9 protein-coding genes are annotated in these 17,897 nt (G+C 69.6%); 6 read left to right on the top strand and 3 right to left on the bottom strand.

Annotated elements, in window-relative coordinates; genetic code table 11:
- Positions 1-134 precede the first annotated feature (134 nt).
- Positions 135-560, top strand: a complete 426-nt coding sequence (locus tag FHY02_RS02930) for a hypothetical protein (RefSeq protein ID WP_183920282.1) — start codon at positions 135-137, stop codon at positions 558-560.
- A gap of 369 nt (positions 561-929) precedes the next feature.
- Here FHY02_RS02930 and FHY02_RS02935 read toward each other — a convergent pair whose 3' ends face one another.
- Positions 930-3,296 carry a GH92 family glycosyl hydrolase gene (locus FHY02_RS02935; protein ID WP_409322174.1) on the bottom strand — a complete coding sequence of 789 codons (2,367 nt, stop codon included), beginning with the start codon at positions 3,294-3,296 and terminating at the stop codon, positions 930-932.
- Positions 3,293-4,246 (bottom strand): ROK family protein, encoded by a 954-nt coding sequence (locus FHY02_RS02940; RefSeq protein WP_183920284.1) that lies wholly within the window; start codon positions 4,244-4,246, stop codon positions 3,293-3,295. Before FHY02_RS02940 ends, FHY02_RS02935 begins: the two co-directional genes overlap by 4 nt.
- A 219-nt stretch (positions 4,247-4,465) precedes the next feature.
- Between FHY02_RS02940 and FHY02_RS02945 the strand changes: the two genes are divergently transcribed.
- The 5 genes from FHY02_RS02945 to FHY02_RS02965 all read left to right on the top strand — a co-directional run bounded on the left by FHY02_RS02945 (position 4,466) and on the right by FHY02_RS02965 (position 15,130).
- Complete coding sequence (locus tag FHY02_RS02945) at positions 4,466-5,650, top strand: ROK family transcriptional regulator (RefSeq protein WP_183920286.1); 1,185 nt, start codon at positions 4,466-4,468, stop codon at positions 5,648-5,650.
- A 211-nt stretch (positions 5,651-5,861) separates the two neighbouring features.
- On the top strand, positions 5,862-8,984 hold the full coding sequence (locus tag FHY02_RS02950; protein ID WP_183920288.1) for a TonB-dependent receptor: 3,123 nt from the start codon (positions 5,862-5,864) through the stop codon (positions 8,982-8,984).
- A 28-nt stretch (positions 8,985-9,012) separates the two neighbouring features.
- Positions 9,013-11,352: a GH92 family glycosyl hydrolase gene (locus FHY02_RS02955; RefSeq protein ID WP_183920290.1), complete on the top strand. Its 2,340-nt coding sequence runs from the start codon at positions 9,013-9,015 to the stop codon at positions 11,350-11,352.
- Positions 11,353-11,369: 17 nt separating this feature from the next.
- Positions 11,370-12,779: a glycoside hydrolase family 125 protein gene (locus tag FHY02_RS02960; protein WP_221198517.1), complete on the top strand. Its 1,410-nt coding sequence runs from the start codon at positions 11,370-11,372 to the stop codon at positions 12,777-12,779.
- Positions 12,780-12,799: 20 nt separating this feature from the next.
- Positions 12,800-15,130 (top strand): GH92 family glycosyl hydrolase, encoded by a 2,331-nt coding sequence (locus tag FHY02_RS02965; protein WP_183920294.1) that lies wholly within the window; start codon positions 12,800-12,802, stop codon positions 15,128-15,130.
- A 408-nt stretch (positions 15,131-15,538) separates the two neighbouring features.
- On the opposite strand, the gene FHY02_RS02970 is transcribed toward FHY02_RS02965, so the two are convergent.
- Positions 15,539-17,878 carry a GH92 family glycosyl hydrolase gene (locus FHY02_RS02970; protein ID WP_183920296.1) on the bottom strand — a complete coding sequence of 780 codons (2,340 nt, stop codon included), beginning with the start codon at positions 17,876-17,878 and terminating at the stop codon, positions 15,539-15,541.
- Positions 17,879-17,897: the final 19 nt, after the last annotated feature.

Consider the following 17,897-nt stretch of genomic DNA (forward strand, 5'->3'; position numbering starts at 1 on the left):
GACCCAGCGACCTGATCGCCGGCGCGGTGGCGCGTCCACCGCGCGGCACCCTCGCTCTAGACTGACACGGCGCTCTCGCCCCGGTTCTCCGGCGGGTGGCGTGCGCCCCGCATACTCCGAAGGGGAGAGACGACATGGCCTTCATCGATTTCACGTCCGCCATCGGCGGTGCCGCCGCGCTCACCGCCGAGCGCCACCTCGCGTCCGACACCGTCGCACCGACCGCCGAGCCCGAGGTCACCGCCGACCGCGCCGCGCTGAGCGCGCTCGAGTGGCTGGTGGTGTCGCTCGCCCGCCGCGACCGCCTATCGTCGCTGCGCGAGCCCGGCCGCATCGCGGTGGCGATGGGCGTGCTGTTCGGCAAGCAGCCCAACCCGCGGCTGGCCGATCCCAAGCTGGAGGCGCTGCGCCGGCTCGCGGTGCATGCCTGGCACCAGGGCTTCGCGGTGCCGGTGAGCGCGGTGAAGGGTTTCCTCGCCGCGGGTTATACCAACGACCATTATGAGCTGCTGCTCGCCAGCATCAGCAGCGCGCGGCTGCGCCGGCCCGAGCGCCGCTGAGAGGGGCCCGGCGACGACGGCAGCTCGGAGCCTGGCCCATCTCGTCCGGATCGTCCGCGTGCTCCGGCGAACGCCATAGCCCAGGGTCTTCAACGTCACCGCCTGTCGCTCTGGACCTCCGCGTGCGCGGGAGCACCGGTCCTCATAGGTGCATCAGCCATCAGCGGAACCCGGCCGGTCGTCAGTGCGATGCTCCAGGTATCATCGCTCACCCTCACCGACATCCCGGCCCCTTCGACGCCGCCTGCAGCGTCGCTCAGGACATGTTTGAGCCGGGATGCATCTGCCCGCGCGCCTCAACGGGCGATCATGTACGCGGCACCATGGATTCCGGCTCATAGCCGGGATAACGGGGTTGGGAGCGCCCGTTCAGCGCGTCGTCGAGAACGGCCGCGCCGCGCGTCCTGCACCCCACGCCTTGTTGGGCCGCGCCGTCATGGTGAAGCGCAGTTCCCCGCCGGCGCGCAGTTCCTCGTCCGCGATCCAGCTGCGCGTCAGCGGCTTGCCGTTGAGTGCCACCGCGCCGACGTAGCGGTTCGCGTCCGACAGGCCGTCCGCGACCACCGTGAAGCGCTTGCCGTCGGGCAGCCGCAGCGTCGCGCGCGCGACGAACGGGCGGCCGATCACATATTGGTTGCTGCCCGGCGCGACGGGGTAGAAGCCAAGCGCGGTGAACACCAGCCAGGCCGACATCTGGCCGAGATCGTCGTTCCCGCTCAAGCCCTCAGGACTCGCGTGATATTGCGTCTCGACGATCTGCTTAAGTCGCTCCTGCGTGCGCCACGGCGCGCCGGCGTACGTGTAAAGATAGGCGACGTGGTGGCTCGGCTCGTTGCCATGGATGTACTGGCCGATCAGGCCGGCGATGTCCTCGGCATGGCTGTAGTCCAGCTTGGAATTGTCATAGTCGAACATCGCGTCGAGTTTGGCGATGGCCTTGCGGTCGCCGCCCAGCAGCCGGAACAGCCCGGCCTGGTCCTGCGGCATGAACCAGCTGTACTGCCAGGCATTGCCCTCGGTGTAGTCAGAGCCGTAGTTGATCGCGGTGGGGTCGAACGGCGTGCGATAGCTGCCGTCGCTCTTGCGCGCGCGGAGCCAGCCGGTCCTCACGTCGAAGCTGTTGCGCCAGTTGGTCGCGCGTAGCTCGAAACGCTGCGCCACGTCGGTGCGGCCGAGCGCGCGCGCCATCCGCCCGATCGTCCAGTCGTCATAGGCATATTCGACCGTCTTCGACGCCGCCTCGGGCTCGCGATCGATCGGAACATAGCCGAGCTTCATGTAATCGCCGAGCCCGCCGTACGGGGCATAGTCCGCGCTGGCGACCATGGCGTCGAGCGCGGCATTCGCGTCGAAGCCGCGGAAGCCCTTCAGATAGGCGTCGGCGATCACCGGCACGGCGTGATAGCCGATCATCGTCCAGGTCTCGCGCCCGGCGAACTGCCACACCGGCAGGATGCCGTGCGGGCTGTAGCGCTGGCTGTCGACCAGCGAGCGCACCACGTCGTTGGTGGTCTGCGCCGGCTGCACCAGCGTCAGCAACGGGTGCTCGGCGCGAAACGTATCCCACAGCGAGAAGGTAGAGCGGAAGGTATAGCCCTCGGCGCGATGCACCTGATCGTCGGGGCCGCGGTAGCGCCCGTCGGCGTCGCTCCACACACTCGGCGCGATCAGGCTGTGGTAGAGCGCGGTGGCAACGATCGTCCGGGTCGGCGCGGGCGCCTCGAACTCAACCGCGCCGAGCGCCGCGTCCCAGGCGGCGCGGGTGCGCGCCTGCACCGCGTCGAAGTCGCCCGATTCCGCTTCGAGGTTGGCGACGGCGCCGGCCTCGTCCACCCCCGACAGCGCGACGCGGACCTCGAGCGGGCGGTCGAGCGCGCCGAAGTCGAGCCGCGCCTCGAGCTGCTTGCCGAGCTTCTCGGCGAGCACGTCGCTGCCGCGGCCGGGGGCCTGGAAACCCTTGTAGGGGACGTCGCCGTCGCGATCGACCAAGGCGTGGCCGGTGAGCGGCGCCGAGAAGCGCATCGCGAAGAACAGCTTGCGTCCCGGCGCCCAGCCGCGCGTCTCGCGGAAGCCGGTCAGCGTGCCGTCGCCGCGCAGGTGGAGCCCCGACCACAGTACCTTGCCCGGGTAGTTGTAGAGCGAGCGGCGCAGGTCGAGCACGAGGTGCGCCGCCTTGCCCGCGGGGAAGGTATAGCGGTGCACGCCGACGCGCGTGCCGGCGGTCATCTCGGCGCGCACCTGCGGTGCCGCGAGCGTCACCGCGTAATAGCCGGGGCGCGCCACCTCGCTGGCATGGTCGAAGCGCGAGCGGTAGCCCGGCGCGGCGGGCGTGCCCGGGTCCATCGCCACCGCGTCGCCGCTGACCGGCATGACCAGCACGTCGCCGAGATCGGAATGGCCCGCGCCGGAGAAATGCGTGTGACTGAAGCCCTCGATCGTCGGATCGTCGTGGCGATAGCCGGCGGCGTGCGCGTAGCATTCGCGGATGACGCAGCGGGTGTCGGTGTCGGGCGACAGCTGTACCATGCCGAACGGCGCCACCGCGCCGGGGAAGGTGTGGCCCTCGCCGCCGGTGCCGATGAACGGGTCGACCGCGTCGATCGTGCGCGCCGGGGCGGTCGTGCTGGCAGGTGAGGAGGCCTGCTGCCCGAGCGCGGGAGCGCCGAGCAGCGCGAGCGCGGCGCTCCCGGCGGCAAGGCGATGGCGGAACGGGCGAGGGCGCGCGGCCCGGCTCACAGCATCGCCTCCGCCTCGATCCGCGCGGCGACGTCGGCCGCTTCCTCCAGCGCGTCGGCCGCGAGCGCGATCGCGCCGAGCGGACCGGCGCGGTCGCCGAGCGCGGGCGGGACGATATAGCCGTCCTCGGGGAGCGCCATATAGCCCGCCAAACTGGCCTCGAGCCGCGCCGCGATGCGCGGCAGCAGGTGCGGCTGCTTGACCGGCATGCCGCCCCCGATCGCGATCCGCAGCGGTCCGGTGCTGCCCACCAGCGCGTGGCACATCGCCGCGAGCACGTCGACGATGGGCTCCCACACCGGGTCGTCCGGTCCGACCGTCGCGACGTCGCGGTCGCCGAGCCGCAGCCGCAGCGCGCTGCCCGAGGCGAGCCCCTCGACGCAATCGTCGTGGTAGCGGCAGGCACTCGGCGCGTCGTCGCCGCGCGCGCGGGGGACACGGATATGGCCGATCTCGCTGTGGCCGAGCCCGCGCGTCGGCCGGCCGTGCACCACCAGCCCGACACCGACGCCCGTGCCGACGGTGACATAGGCGAAATCGTCGAGCCCGCGGCCCGCGCCCCAGCGCATCTCGGCGAGCGCCGCGCCGTTGACGTCGGTGTCGAACCCGGTCGGGAGGCCCAGCGGGGCGGCGACCGTGCCGAGCACGTCGGCGTCGCGCCATCCCGGCTTGTTCGTCGCGAGCACATGGCCGTACCGCGGCGAGGCGCGATCGAGGCATACCGGCCCGAAGGAGGCGATGCCTACCGCGGCAAGGCCGTGACGCTCGCGCCAGCCCGCCAGCACCGCGGCAAGCGCCGGCAGCGTCTCGTCGGGGGCAAGCGTCGGCAGCGTCACCTGGTCGAGCATCGCGTCGGGCGAATGCGCCAGCGTCGCGACGCATTTGGTGCCGCCCAGCTCCACCCCAGCGAGCGGCGCGCGTGCCGCCGGCCCGTCCGCCTGATATCGCATCGCCCTCTCCCCCGTCCCTTGCACCGCCGCGCGTGAAGGCCGCGCGTTGATCCTGAACAAAGGCGTTTAGAACACCAAATTGCATAATTCAAATTCGACGTGGCGGCTGTTCTTGCTTGCGGTGCTGGGCGAAAGGCGCTGGAACGGGAGCGATAACAGTTCAGGGGACGACAGGATGCGACGATCGGCGGCGGGGCGGGAGACCACGGGGCGGGCGGCGTGAGCGGGGGTGCAGCGCCGCGCCTCTCGGGCACCAACCTCGAGCGCGCCGCCGATCACAACCAACGGGTGACGCTCCACGCGATCCGAGTCGGTGGCTCGCTGACGCGGGTCGAGCTGGCGCAGATCACCGGGCTGACCGGACCCGCGATCGCCAATATCACGCGGCGACTGCTCCAGGACGGGCTGATCCAAGAGGCGGGGCAGCGCCGCGGCGGCCGCGGCCAGCCGCCGACCAAGCTCGAGGTCAAACGCGACGCCTGCTACTCGATCGGGGTCAACGTCGACCGCGATCATATCACGCTCGTGCTGGTCGATTTCGCCGGAGAGACGCTCGCCCGCCGGTCGGAGGAGGTCGATTTCGCGCTGCCCGACGACGTGCGCGCTTTCTATCGCCGCTCGATCAAGCCGATGCTGCGCGGCGCCGGGGTCGATCCGGCCAAGCTGGTCGGGCTCGGCGTCGCGGTGCCCGACGATCTCGGCTCGGTCGACCTGCCGGGCCGGCCCGCCGCCTATGACGCCTGGGAGCGGGTCGACATGGCGGCGCTGTTCGCCGAGCCGCTCGCGCTGCCGGTGTTCGTCGAGAATGACGCCGCGGCCGCGGCGACCGGCGAGATGCAGCTCGGGCGCGGGCAGCGGCTGAGCAACTTCTTCTATATCCTGATCTCCTCGGGGCTCGGCGGGGGCGTGGTGAGCGACGGCGTCTACGCGCGCGGCGCGCACGGGCGCAGCGGTGAGCTCGGCTTCATGCTCGCGCCGGGCGAGGGCGGCACGCGCGAGCAGGTGCAGAAGCTGGTGTCGCGCTCCGGGCTGCAGGAGCATCTCGCGCGCGACGGCGTCGCCATCGCCGCCGCGCTCGCGCCCGACGCGAGCGACGCCGCGCGCGCCAGCGTCGACGCCTGGCTCGACCGCGCGGCGCGGCAGCTGTGCACCCCGCTCGACGCGATCAGCTGCCTGATCGACCCCGCCGCGGTGTTGATCGGGGGCCGGTTGCCGGCGGCGCTGGTCGAGTCGCTCGCCGAGCGGGTCAACGCGCTGCTCGGCGAGATCACCGACGCGCCTGCGGTGGCGCCGGTCGAGCGCGCCGCCTTGTCCGAGGACGCGCCCGCGGTCGGCGCGGCCATCCTGCCGTTCAGCCACTTCCTCCTGCCCAAGCCCGGCGCGCTGTGGAAGGCGGTGGAATAAGGCCACCTCGGCTTTAAAGTACCTCTTCGCAAAGGTTTGCGCGAACGTTCTCAATCCTTCCATTTGACAATTTGCTTTTGCTATTGTCTGATTAACCTCGTGATCGCCGCTCGGCATGAGGGGTGCGGCGCGCCGCTGGCGCGCTCGCGGCGGTCCGGTCGAGGGACGCGGCGGGGCAACGAATCCCACCGCGAAGAGGAGGGATGGACTAATGCGAGGTTTCACTGCCCAAACCCCGTCGCGCGCGCCGCTGCGTCGTCGGATGCCGCTGCTGCTGGCAGGGGTGAGTCTGGCCGCGGGGATCGTCGGCAGCGCGCAGGCGCAGCAGACCAGCCCATCGACCGCCGCCGGCGCGCAGGCCGAGCAGGCCGACAAGGCACCCGACCAGACGACCGTCCCGGCGCCGTCGAGCAACACCGGCGAGGTCTCCGCGCCCGCCGCGAACAGCACGCTCGACAGCCCCGGCCAGCTCCAGGCCGACGCCGCCGACTCCGCCGCTGACTCGGGTGCCGCGGGCGGCGGCGACATCGTCGTCACCGGCTATCGCCGCTCGATCGAGCAGAGCCTCAGCCGCAAGCGCGAGGCCAACGCCTTCGTCGACGTGATCACCGCCGAGGACGTCGGCAAGTTCCCCGACAAGAACGTTGCCGACTCGCTCCAGCGCGTCCCCGGCGTGATCATCGAGCGCGACGGCGGTGAGGGCAGCCGCGTCAGCATCCGCGGCCTCGGCAGCGACCTGACGTTGACCGAGCTAAACGGCAATTTCATTGCCGGCACCGACACCGGCGATCCCTCGCGCTCGTTCAACTATCTGTTGCTGCCGTCGACGCTGATCGGGAGCGTCGAGGTGTTCAAATCGTCCGAGGCGCGGCTCGACGAGGGCGGCGTCGGCGGCGTCATCATCAATCACACGCGCGTCCCCTTCGACCTCGAGCCCTGGTCGGGCAGCGTCTCGGCCGAGGGCACCTATGCCGACGTCAGCAAGAAGACCGAGCCGAACGTCTCCGGTCTGCTGTCGTGGCACAATGAGGGCAAGACGCTCGGCTTCCTCGTCGGCGCGACCTATCAGGAGCGCACCAACCGCACGCTGAGCGCCAATGCCGACAGCTGGCATTGGTGGACCAACGATCGCACCGCCAAGCCTGCGGTCGACGTCAACGGCAACCCGTTCGGCAACGACGCCGCGATCGACTATTGGAACGACGGCGTGAACGGCGGGCAGAAGACGCTCGGCGGCACGGTGTTCGACGGTTACTGGGCGCCGCAATCGGTCAGCGAGACGATCGAGGAGCAGAAGCGCAAACGCCTCGGCATCCAGGCGACTATGCAGGCCAAGCCGTTCGACAATCTGGAGATCACCGCCAACTACTTCCGCTTCCAGCTCGACGGCGATTACACCCGCAACGTCATCAAGATCCCGGAGTGGGGTTACGGTAACTTCTTCACCGGTGGCACGCTCGACAAGAGCGGGACGATCCTGACCGGTGCGACCTTCCAGGTGCCGCCCGAGGGGACCTTGTGCCGCGCCAACACCAATCCCTGCACGATGGAGACCCCGGCGCCGCAGAACTATCTGGCGCGCGAGAAGAGCGTGTCGAACACCTATGACGTCCACGCCAAGTGGAACCTCGATCACCTCAACGTCGATGTCGTGTTCGGCAAGACGCGGTCGACCGGCGGCCCCTCGTTCCAATTCTATGCCCAGGCCAAGCCGCGCAACGGCACCGTCAATGGCAACAGCCTGAGCGCCTGGAACTTCACCGATCAGTCGATCGCGATGAACTTCTCGCCTGACATTCTCCAGAACATGCTCAACGGCGTGGCGCAGATCGATCTCGGCTCGACGGGCTCGGGCTTCACCAACAACTCGATCTCGCAGCGCTATGCCCAGGCCGACGTGACGCGCAGCTTCGACTCGCCGTTCCTCGCCTCGATCCAGGCGGGCGTGAAGTGGCGCGACGGTCGCGTCCACCGCGAGACCGGTCGCTTCGAATGGTACTCGGACGCCGCCAACACGCTGCGCTTTCAGGACACGCCGGGCGGCGCGCTGGCGTTGCCGGAAGTCTTCTACCCCAATTCGCTCGGCAACATCGCCGGCGGGTTCGAGACGAGCGCCTTCCCGGCGATCAACATCGGCAACTACATCGATTACCTCAACGGCAAGTACAACGGCCCGGTGCGCGTGCCCGAGCCGCAGAACCTCTACGATATCGAGGAGAAGATCTGGGCGGGCTACGCTCAGGCCAACTTCAAGACGGAAACGGTGCGCGGCAACATCGGCCTGCGCGTCGTGAATACCAAGCAGAGCGGTGTGTCGAGCGATACGCTGACCTATGAGAACGACTATTGCGTGAACGGGCCGGGCGGTCAGTTCGATCCGAACAAGCCCTTCGGTGAGGACGGCAACTGCCTGGTGATCCCGGAGGCGCAGCGTCAGCAGCGCGTCTTCACCCAGAATGCGGAGAGCAAGAGCTACACCGACTTCCTGCCGAGCTTCAACATCTCGTGGGAGGTGATTCCCAACCTGCTGCTACGCGCCGCAGCGTCGAAGGTGATGAGCCGCCCGGGATACAACGACTTGGGCGCGGCGCGCTCGCTCACCTTCAACTCGGACCCCTTCACGTTCGATCGTGCCGAGTTCGGCGCGCTGCCCGGATGGTTTGGCAACGGCGGCAACTTCAACCTCAAGCCCTTCCGGGCGTGGCAGTATGACGCGGGCGCGGAATGGTATTTCCATCCCGGTTCGGTTCTCGGCTTCACCCTGTTCCGCAAGGACGTGCAGGATTTCGTCGTGCCCGTCGTCATCGACCTGCCGCAGGAGGTCGCCGGCGAGACGGTGACGGTGCAGCAATATTCGACCCAGGCGAACGGCTCCAGCGCGGTGTCGCAGGGCGTCGAGGTCTATGCCCAGCACACGCTGGACTTCGGCCTCGGTGCGCAGGTGAACTTTACCTACAACGACACGTCGACGGCCGACATCTCGCTCAACGGTACCGACCTGGGCACGTCGCCGCTGGTCAACAGCGCCAAGACGCAGCTCAACGCGTCGGTCTTCTACGAGCACGGCCCGGTGCTGCTGCGCGCGTCGTACAATCGTCGCGGCGAGGTGGTGCGTGGGCTCCTGTCGGGGATCAATTACTACGACGATCCCTATGAGCAGGTCGATCTGAACGCGGCATTCGACGTGATACAGAACGTCCAGATCACCGCCTCGATCATCAACCTCACCAAGTCGGAGCAGCGCCAGCATCTCGGCAACGACACCAAGGACCGCTTCGTCTCGAACACCTACGCCGGCCGCCGTTTCTATCTCGGCGCCGCCTTCAAGTTCTGATCATCGATACGTCTCAGGGAGAGTGAACATGGCAAGCGCGCGGCGCCGGGGCATCATCGCGGCGCTGTGCGCCTCCGCCATGATGCTCTCCCCCGCGGCGACGGTGGCGCAGGACGCGCCACCGGAGTCGGTCGACCTCGTCAATCCGCTGATGGGGACGGACAGCAGCTACGAGCTGTCCTACGGCAACACCTACCCCGCGATCGCGGTGCCCTTCGGGATGAACGCCTGGACGCCCGTCACCGGCAAGATGGGCAACGGCTGGGGCTACACGTACAGCGCCCACAAGATCAACGGGTTCAAGCAGACGCACCAGCCGAGCCCGTGGATGAACGATTATGCCGCCTTCGCGCTGCTGCCCATGACCGGCGCGGTGAAGGCGAAGGAGGAGGAGCGCGCCTCCTGGTTCAGCCACAAGGCGGAGGAGAGCCGCGCGTGGGGCTACAAGGTCTATCTTGCCGACTATGACGTCACCACCGAGATCGTGCCGACCGCGCGCGCCGCGCACTTCCGCTTCACCTTCCCCGAGACCAAGGACGCGCATGTCCTGCTCGACGGCTATGCCGGCGGCTCGATGGTGTCGGTCGATCCGGCGCGGCGCCGCATCACCGGCTATGTCAGCAACAACCACGGCGGCGTACCGGCGAACTTCCGCAACTGGTTCGTGGTCGAGTTCGACAAGCCCTTCACCGTCAGCCAGACCTTCGACGGCAGCGGCACGCTGACGGAGGGGCGTCGCGCCGAGGGCGATCACGTCGGCGCGGTGATCAGCTTCGCCACGAAGAAGGGCGAGCAGGTCGGCGCGCGCGTCGCCTCCTCCTTCATCAGCGCCGAGCAGGCGCAGCGCAACCTCGACGGCGAGATCGGGCGCGACACGTTCGACCAGACCAGGGCCAAGGCGCGCGCCGCCTGGTCGGCCGAGCTCGACCGCATCAAGGTCGACGACCCCGATCTCGACAACCGCCGCACCTTCTACTCGGCGCTGTGGCGGATGCTGCAGTTCCCGCGCGAGTTCCACGAGCGCGGCGCAGACGGCAAGCTGATCCACTACAGCCCGTACGACGGCAAGGTCCACGACGGCCCGCTCTACACCGACAACGGCTTCTGGGACACGTGGCGCGCGGTCTTCCCCTTCTTCGCGCTGATGTATCCCGAGCGCGACGGCGAGATCATGCAGGGGCTGGTCAACACCTACAAGGAGTCGGGCTGGCTGCCGGAATGGGCGAGCCCGGGGCACCGCAGCGTGATGATCGGGTCGAACTCGGCCAACCTGATCGCCGACGCCTATCTCAACGGCGTGCGAGGCTTCGACGCGAACACGCTCTACGAGGCGATGGTCAAGAACGCGACCACGTCGGAGGGGCGCCCGCGCGACAAGAGCGGCAAGGTGCTCAGCGCGGTCGGGCGCGAGGGCGTCGAGCTGTACAACCAGCTCGGCTACGTCCCCTATGACGTCGGCATCAACGAGAATGCCGCGCGTACGCTCGAATATGCCACCGCCGACTTCTCGCTGTCGCGCATGGCCGCCGCGCTCGGCAAGACCGCCGACGCCAAGAAATATGCCGAGCACGCGCAGAACTATCGCAAGCTGTTCGACCCGCAGAGCGGCTGGATGCGCGGCCGCAACAAGGACGGCAGCTGGTCGGCCGCGTTCAGCCCGTACAAATGGGGCGACGCCTTCACCGAGGGGAATTCGATCCATTACAGCTGGTCGGTGATGCAGGACGTGCAGGGGCTGATCGGCCTGATGGGCGGCGACGACAAGTTCGTCGCGCGGCTCGACTCGGTGTTCTCGACCCCGCCGATCTTCGACGACAGCTATTACGGGCAGGTGATCCACGAGATCCGCGAGATGCAGATCGTCGACATGGGTCAGTACGCGCACGGCAACCAGCCGATCCAGCACATGATCTACCTGTACGACTGGGCCGGCGCGCCGTGGAAGGCGCAGTATCACGCGCGCGAGGTGATGCGGAAACTCTACTCGTCGGCGCCCGACGGCTATCCCGGCGACGAGGACAATGGCCAGACCTCGGCCTGGTACGTCTTCTCCGCGCTCGGCTTCTATCCGGTCACCCCGACGGTCGGGCAATATGCCATCGGCAGCCCGCTGTTCCGCCGTACCAGCGTCACCATGCCGGGCGGCAAGGTGCTGACGATCGAGGCCGAGAACAACAGCCGCGACAATGTCTACATTCAGTCGGCGACGCTCAACGGCGCGCCCTATGCTAAGCCGTGGCTGTCGCGCGAGGCGCTCCAGGCCGGCGGCACGCTGCGCTTCGTCATGGGGCCGACGCCGAACAAGCAGTGGGGCACCGCCAAAGCCGACCGGCCCTTCTCGATGAGCGCGCCCGGGGCAGCGAAGTGATCGCGCGGCGCGAGCTGATGGCGGGCGCGGGGGCGGCGGCGGTCGCGGCCGCGCTGCCGCGCCCTGCCGCGGCGCAGGCGTTCGCGAGCAAGCGCCCGCCCAAGGCGCAGCGCAAGTTCACCAGCGCCGCGGTCGAGGCCGAGATCGCGCGCGTGAAGCGTCGCATCGCCGACCCCGAGCTCGCCTGGCTGTTCGAGAATTGCTACCCGAGCACGCTCGACACCACGGTGACCAAGGTCGGCACGGTCGACGGCAAGCCCGACGCCTTCGTCATCACCGGCGACATCGAGGCGCTGTGGCTGCGGGATAGCTCGGCGCAGCTGCAGACCTACGTGCATCTCACGCCGAAGGACGCGCCGCTCCGCCGGCTCTTCCACGGGCTGATCCAGCGCCAGGCGCGCTGCATCCTGATCGACCCTTATGCCAACGCCTTCATGGAGGACCCGACCGCGCGCTCCAACCTGGGCGCGCGCGACGACAAGACCGAGATGAAGCCGGGCGTCGCCGAGCGTAAGTGGGAGATCGACTCGCTCTGCTACCCGATGCGGCTGGCACACGGCTATTGGACCGCGACGCGCGACAAGGCGCCGTTCGACGCCACCTGGCAGCGCGCGATGGCGCTGGCGGTGGCGACGCTGCGCCAGCAGCAGCGCAAGAGCGACGAAGGACCGTACCGCTTCCAGCGGCTCAACCTGTCGCCGACCGAGACGCTGATGTTCGAGGGGCGCGGCGCGCCGACGCGCAAGGTCGGGCTGATCCACTCGATGTTCCGCCCCTCCGACGACGCCTGCCTCTACCCTTTCCTGATCCCGTCCAACCTGTTCGCGGTGAGCGCGCTGCGCATGATCGCCACCGTGCAGCGCGAGGCCGCCGGTGACGCCACCAGCGCCGCCGATGCCGAGGCGCTGGCGAGCGAGGTCGAGGCCGCGGTGGCGGCGCACGGCAGGATGCCCGACGGACAGGGCGGCGAGGTCTGGGCCTATGAGGTCGACGGCTACGGCAACGCGATCTTCATGGACGACGCCAACGTGCCGAGCCTCTCGGCGCTGCCGCTGCTCGGCGCGGCCAAGCGCGACGACCCGCTCTACCGCCGCACCCAGGCGCTGGCGTGGAGCGAGCGCAACCCGTATTTCTTCAAGGGCAGCGCGGCCGAGGGGATCGGCGGGCCGCATGTCGGCATGGACATGATCTGGCCGATGTCGATCGTCAGCCGCGCGCTCGACAGCGACGACGACGCGCAAATCCTGCAATGCCTGCGCTGGCTCAAGGCGACGCATGCCGGCACCGGCTTCATGCACGAGAGCTTCCACAAGGACGATCCGGCCAAGTTCACGCGCCCCTGGTTCGCCTGGGCCAACGGGCTGTTCGGCGACCTCATCCTCGATCTGGAGCGGCGTCGCCCCGCGCTGCTCGCCACGCCGCTCTGACCGACCCCGAAGGACCCGAGATGACCACCACCCGCCGCGAGGCGCTCGCCTCCGCCGCCGCGCTCGGCCTGACCGGCGCGCTCCCCGCCGTCGCGCGCGCGCAGGGCGGCGCGGCGCCCGCCGCCACCGCACCCGACCTGTTCATCGGCACCGGCGGCCACGGCCACACCTTCCCTGGCCCGACAATGCCGCACGGCATGGTCCAGCTCGGCCCCGACACCGACAACACCCGCTGGGATTCCTGCTCGGGCTATCACCGCACCGACACGTCGATCATGGGCTTCAGCCACACCCACCTGTCGGGCACCGGCATCGGCGACATGCTCGACGTACTGGTGGTGCCGACGCGCGGGCCCGTCCAGCTCCAGCCCGGACCGCTCAGCGACCCCGACCAGGGCTACCGCCAGCGCTTCTCCGACGAGCATGCCGAGCCGGGCTATTATCGCGTCCGGCTCGAGAGCGGCGTGCTGTCGGAGCTGACCGTCACCGACCGCACCGGCTGGCATCGCCACAGTTTCCCCGACGGCCTGGCGCACATCCTGGTCGACTTCGCGCACATGGTGCTCGACGTGTGGGACAAGGGCGTGCTGGTCGACGAGGCGTCGCTCCAACTCGACGCCGACGGGCTGCTCACCGGCAGCCGCCGCGTCCATCGCTGGGCCAAGGGGCGGCGCATCCACTTCGCGATGCGGCTCTCGCGCCAGCCCGACCGGGTCCAGTTCTACGGCGACGACGACCGGCCGCTGCCCGCTGGCGCGCGCGCCGCCAAGGGCGCGAAGCTTAAGGTCGCGCTGTTCTACGATCAGGCGGGCGGCGCACCGATCCTGATCAAGACCGGCATCTCCGCGGTCGACGTCGCGGGCGCCAGGCAGGCGCTCGCCGAGGAAGCGCCCGGCTGGGACTTCGACGCCACCGCCACCGCGGCGCGGCGGCGCTGGGCGCGCGAGCTCGGCTCGATCAAGGTGGCGGGCGCCACCGCGGCCGAGCGCACGATCATGGCGAGCGGGCTCTACCATTGCCTCGTCGGCCCAACGCTCTTCACCGACCGGGACGGTCGCTACGTTGGGCTCGACCGCCAGGTCCATCGTGTCCCCGCGGGCGAGGCGGCGTACAGCGCCTATTCCTTGTGGGACACCTATCGCGCGCTCCACCCGCTGCTCACGCTGGTGAAGCCCGAGCAGGCGGCGCTGCTGACTCGCGACCTCGTGCGCCAGACGGTCGAGAGCCCCTATGGGCCGCCGGTCTGGCCGCTCCAGGGCGTGGAGACGGGCACGATGATCGGCTGGCACGCGGTGTCGGTGATGGCCGAGGCCTGCGCCAAGGGGATCAAGGCCGATTACGCCGCCGCCTGGCCCAACCTCCGCCGCCGCGCCTTCGACCGCGACTTCAAGGATTCGGACAGCTCGCTCGGGCGCGGATGGTACATGGACCTCGGCTTCGTGCCGGCCGACAAGACCTGGGAGTCGGTCAGCCGCACGCAGGAATATGCCTATGACGACTGGGCCGCGGCGGTGATCGCCGAGGCCGCGGGCGCCACCGCCGACGCGGCCGCGCTGCGCCGGCGCGCGCGCAACTGGCGCAACGTGATCGACCCGTCGATCGGCTTCGCGCGCCCGCGCTTCGCCGACGGCAGCTGGTGGAAGGACTATGATCCGATCCAGCTCGGCCACGCGCCCGAGAAGCAGCGCGACTATACCGAGGCCAACGGCTGGCAGGCGACCTTCCTCAACCAGCACGACAGCTACGGCATGATCGAGCATTTCGGCGGCGACGCCACGTTCATCGCCAAGCTCGACGCCTTGTTCAGCGCGCCCTCGACGCTGCCCAAGAACGCGCCGCCCGACATCTCGGGGCTGGTCGGCCAGTACGCGCACGGCAACGAGCCCGACCAGCACGTCGCCTATCTCTACGCCTTCGCGGGCGCGCCGTGGAAGACGCAGGCGATGGTGCGGCGTCTGTGCAACGAGATGTACAAGGCCGACCCCGACGGCGTGATCGGCAACGACGATTGCGGCCAGACCAGCGCCTGGTTCGTGCTGAGCTCGCTCGGCTTCTATCCCGTCGATCCGGTCAGCGCGGTATATGTGTTCGGCTCGCCGTTGTTCGACGCGGCCGAGCTGGACCTGGGCGGCGGGCGCCGGCTGCGCGTGCGCGCTCTCGGCAACGCGCCCGACCGGCCCTATGTCCAATCGGTGCGCTGGAACGGTAAGCCGTGGACGCGCAACTGGATCGCGCACCGTGACCTGGTGAGGGGCGGCACGCTCGAGTTCACCATGGGCGCCGCGCCGTCGCGCTTCGGCACCGCGCCAGGCGACCGGCCGCCGTCGTTCGGGCGCATGGCGCGGGGGTGAGAATCACGCCCTCTCGCTGATGGCGTTCCCCGGCGCAGGCCGGGGCCCAGGTGGGAAGGTCGCCGTGGGAGTCACGGCCGTCGCGCAACTGGGCCCCGGCCTTTGCCGGGGAACAGGTTGGTGGCGGTCGACCATCTTGATCATGGCCGTGCCGTGCTCCTGCGCACGCAGGAGCCCAGGGCGTCAGGCGCCAGCATTCGTGGCCCTGGGTTCCTGCGCGCGCAGGAACACGGGAGTGCCCCCCAAACGCATCGCTTCGGCGGACGCCGGGGCTCAGGTGGGAAGGTCCTCGTGAGCGCCACGTGCGTCCCCCGACTGGACCCCGGCGTCCGCCGGGGTGGCGGGGGGCGGCGTCGTGACGACTACCGCCGCTGACCACCCCGAGACGACCGCCACGCCTCCCCGTACCTACCGCGGCATCGGCGTGAGCGTCGGCGGCGCGTCGGCCGGGGCGCTGCCCCAGGCCTTGTTGGGGGACGGCCCCATCACCAGCTCGAGCTTCGCGCCGTCCTTGACGTCGTCGTGGCGGAACCACGCCTTGGTCCAGGGGCGCCCGTTGAGTGTCGCCGACTGGATGTACGGGTTCGCCGCGCCGTTGTTCTTCGCCACGATCTCCAGCACCTTGCCGTTGCCGAGGGTCACCGCGGCGCGGTCGAACACCGGGCTCGCCAGCATGTAGACGTCGCTCGACGGGTCGACCGGATAGAAGCCCATCGCCGTCAGTGCGTACCACGACGAGGTCGCGCCCTGGTCGTCCATGCCGGGATAGCCGAAGCCCGAGGCGTCGCTGCCGTACAGCGTGTCGAGGATGCGGCGGGTCAGCGCCTGCGTCTTCCACGGCTGCCCGCCCCAGGCGTAGAGGAAAGGCGCGTGCTGGTCGGGCTGGTTGCCCTGGACATACTGGCCGACCATCCCGGTGCAGTCGCGGCAGATCCCCTTCGGCGTGTAGGGGGTGGCGAAGAAGCGGTCGAGCTTGGCGTTGAACGCGGCGCGCCCGCCGAGCGCGCCGGCGAGTCCGCCGACGTCGTGCGGCACCAGCCACAGGGTCGACCAGCCCGACGCCTCCTTCATCATGAAGTTGTAATAGGGCTCCTGCGGGTCGAACGGCGCGATCCACTTGCCGTCCTCGGTGCGGCCGCGGACGAAGCCGCTGCGCTTGTCGAACACGTTGCGCCAGTTGGCGGCGCGGCGGCGGAACAGCGCGACGTCGTCGCGGCGCCCGAGCCGCTCGGCCAGCTCGGCCATGGCGTGATCATCCCAGGCATATTCGAGCGTGGTCGCCGCGCCTGCCTTGCCGCCCGCATAGGGCGGGCTGGGGTTGCCCGCGGGCACCTCGTCCGAGATCCAGCCGCGGCGCATGTACTCGGCGAGATAGCCGCGCGGCCCAGCGGCGTCGGTCGCGTTCTTGCGCATGAATTCATAGGCCGCGGCATAGTCGAACGGGATGCCGCGCCGCATCGCGCCGAGATACAGGAAGACCGCATTGTCGCCGTGGAACGAGGTGTTCATGAAGCCGCGCTCGCGCGCCATGTCGAGCTCGGACGCCATGATGTCCTGCACGACCTTGGGCTCGAGCAGCTCGAGCAGCACGATCTGGTTGCGCCCGGTATCCCAGAACGGCACCGGGCCGTAGCGGTCGTGCGTCGCGGTCTGCACCTTGCCATTGCTGTCGGCGAAGCGCTCGCCCTTGCGCGCGATCAGCCGCGGGCTGGCGAAGGACTGGAACAGGGTGGAATAGAACAGCCGCCGCTGCTTCTCGCTGCCGCCGCTCACCTGCACGCGGTCGAGCAGCCCCGACCAGGCCGCGCGCGCGGCGTCACGCATGCCGTCGAAGTCCCAGCCCGGGCTCTCCGCGCGTAGCCGCGCCTCGGCGTCGGCGTAGCTCGCGCCGTGTGCGATCTTGACGAGCACCTGCTCGCCCGCGCGGGTGGTGAAGTCGGCGTAGGCGCCGGCGAACCCGCCCTCGATCGTGCGCGCGTCGGGCATCACGTCCGCGCCCCCGATGCCATAGCCCTGGCCACCGCCAGGATCCTTGCGGAACGTGCCAAAGCGCTTGAACGGCTTGGAGAACATCGCGACGAAATAGCGGCCGTCGCGCGCGTCGTGATCGTCGTTGGCGGTGGCGGCGCCGCGCACGGTGCGGTCGTTCACCACCTCGATCGCGCCGCCGCGGCGGTTGAGATTGAGGATCAGGTGCGCCCGTTCGGTGGCGGGAAAGGTGAAGCGCATCAGCCCGGTGGCGCGCGTCGCGGTCAGTTCGGCCTTGACGCCGATGCTGGTGAGATCGGCGGCATAATAGCCCGGCGATGCCACCTCCTTGGTCTTGTCGTAATAGGCCTCAGTCGAGGCCGGCGGCACGGTCCAGTCGCCGACCACGGGCATGACGAAGGGCTGCGCGCGCCCGCCGTAGGTCGGCCCGCCGCCCGCGGTGAAGCCGATCATCGTCGGATTGCTGTAGTAATAGGGCGTCGCGACGCCGCTGGGGTAGGTGAGCGGCACGTTGACGTTGACCGGTGCCGCCTCGACCGCGCTGTGCGGCAGCCGCGCACCCGGCGAGGTGATGCCCGAATAGGTCGGCTCGCCCGGCGGTGGGGCGTTGCCGATCAGCTCGGGGCGGTCGAGCGGCGCGGTGCCGACGCGCGGGTCGGCGAGGTCGACGCCGGAGGGACTGGCCTGTTGCCCGTGGCCGCCGCTCGCCATCAGCGCCGCGAGCGCCGTCGCGCCCGCCCATCGTGTCGCTCGCCGCATCGTCACTCTCCCGCCCGCG

It is taken from the genome of Sphingomonas sp. BK069 (assembly GCF_014193405.1).
Lineage (GTDB): Bacteria > Pseudomonadota > Alphaproteobacteria > Sphingomonadales > Sphingomonadaceae > Sphingomonas.